Here is a 2,106-nt window from a genome sequence, read left to right as displayed (position 1 = left end):
CCGTTTCTGTCCTGGTGCACGGGGAACAGCAGCTCCACACTGAGGTTGTTGGCCGGAACCGGCATCCAATTGATGCCTATGCCCACCTCGACACGCTCACCACCATAATTGTCCGGATCTGCACCTAGGCCAGCCCCGTATATTTCCGGATCCATGCCATGGATCTGATCCTGGGTTTCACCACGAATACGCAGGGATGTAACCAGATCCGGATTCCAGCTGTAGGACATCCAGGCAGTCAGCTCATGCTTGTCACCATAACGCCAGCCTTCCTTGTTTTCACTTTCCAGGGGAATGGTTGCCAGGTACTGGCTTCCCCAGCCCCAGTTTTCGTTCTGCCCCCAGTACACCAGGCCGAAAAAACTATCCCAGGTGCCTGTACCCAACTGCATGCCGTAGGCCAGGCGGGTCTTTACCTTGGTATTCATGGGCGTCAGGCTGTAGTCTGTTTCCGTAATGCTGCCTGTAGGCACGCTAAGACCCAGATCCACCAGGAAGTTGTGCCGGTAGTCCTTGCTGTTGTAGGCCTTGTAGATGGTGCCAAACTTGATATCCCCCAGACCCCTCGACTTCACTGTGTTGGTGCCAAGGCTCTTGGTTCCCGTTGGTCCCGCAAAAGTCTCCAGGGTGGTCTTCTTCTGCACCAGGGGCATCAATCCCACCAGGGCAAACCTGTCGTTGATGGCGAAGTTGGCAAAGGGGAAGGCCACGTCCGCTTCTACATGTTCCGGCACCACTCGCAGGGTGGGCGGTTGCATGGGATCGCCGAAGAAACGGTTGGGCACGGTGGTGACCACGGTTTCCGCCGATACGGAGTCACTTCCCTGGATCAAGCCATCGAACTCATGATGCTGATAGTTGATACCGGCCACACCCTGCCCCGCTTCTGGAAAGGCATAGATGCCGAACAGCCCCGATGGTACCGGGTGCGGCAGGCGCTTGCGCAACTCCCGCAGCTTTTTGATCCGTTCCGCCAAGGCCCGGCGCTTTTCGAAGGCAGTCTTTTCCTTGTCTTCTTCTTCCGCCGCCTGTACCGCTACAGGGGCGGCAAGCGCCAGCATGAGGCTGGACGCCAGCAACAGTTTTCCGCTTTTCATACAGTATCCTCCCAGGTGACGGGTGCCTGGAAATGGCCATTGTTGTCTGTCACTTGTTGGCCAGCACCCATTTTATCGACGAGATCAGCGCAGCAGATCAGACACTCCCGGCTGACCACGAAATACGGAATGACAGGCCACGCAACCCACGCTGATCTTTCCAACCATTTCTGCCGCCGTACCCATGTCCCCCTTCTCGGCAGCCTCCGCCAGCTTGAGGGAATTCCCTTCTACGCTGTCGTTGAAGCCAACCAGTGTGGCCAGACGCTCGTCACTGATGTTCTCCATGCCCAGGTAAGGCAGCAGGCCGCCGACAGGAATGCGGTGATTGGCCAGGCGGCGCGCACTGTCCACCGTCATCTCCGGGTTGTCAGTCATGATGCCAGCCATGACGCTCTGGAAGTCCGCCAGCACTTCGGTCATGACCTGACGCATGGTGACCCGTTCACTGTAACGGCTGTGCATGGCCAGGATGGTCATCAGGGACATCTTGGTGTCCATGGACAGACCCTTAACCTTCTTCTGCAGCTCCGGCTTCATGAGGGCAATCTGTCCTTCCAGAACCTTCTTCAGTTCCTTTATGCCGTCATCTGCCGCCGTAGCACTGGACATGGCCATACTGCTGCCCAGGAATACCGACGCGGCCACGGCCATGCTGCACAAGTTAAATAGTGAGAACTTATTAGTCATAGGCTGCTGTTTGACAGCTCCATAGCTGCAGCCCACACTTCGGCCGCCTACGGCGGCCAAGCGGTCGTTAATGGTATCCGGGGCTGGCTCCTGGATTGGGGTTGTATTGGTTTTCTGCTGGGCTTTCCATTCGTTAAGCACTGGGGAAATGGTCGAATAGCTGCCGCCGGTGATCTTACGCACGGCATCCAGGGTAGGCCGTTGGCCCTCGGCGGCGATTTGGTCCGCTGCTTCTAAAATCTGCTCTCTTGAAACGGCCATGGTTGCATCTCCTGTATGAAATGTAGCGTTGTAGTAAGCTGTAGCTGTGTAATACTAC

Annotated in this window: 1 protein-coding gene and 1 pseudogene; both read right to left on the bottom strand. The window is 56.7% G+C overall.

Features of this window, described 5'->3' with window-relative positions; genetic code table 11:
- Positions 1–1,097, bottom strand: a pseudogene (locus tag ACOCD2_RS17485) (hypothetical protein); the annotation flags it as partial.
- 84 nt (positions 1,098–1,181) lie between these two features.
- The gene (locus ACOCD2_RS17480; RefSeq protein WP_293649676.1) at positions 1,182–2,048 is read right to left on the bottom strand and encodes a DNA-binding protein; all 867 of its coding nucleotides are present in this window, start codon (positions 2,046–2,048) and stop codon (positions 1,182–1,184) included.
- Positions 2,049–2,106 lie beyond the last annotated feature (58 nt).

Source organism: Thiolapillus sp. (genome assembly GCF_048562965.1).
Taxonomy (GTDB): Bacteria; Pseudomonadota; Gammaproteobacteria; order Chromatiales; family Chromatiaceae; genus Thiolapillus; species Thiolapillus brandeum_A.
The sequence above is the reverse complement of the archived record's forward strand: the minus strand, read 5'-3'. Positions and strand labels throughout refer to the sequence as shown.

Excerpts from the sequence above, each read along its gene's own strand:
- ACOCD2_RS17480 (WP_293649676.1), bottom strand. The coding sequence starts at position 2,048 with ATGGCCGTTTCAAGAGAGCAGATTTTAGAAGCAGCGGACCAAATCGCC.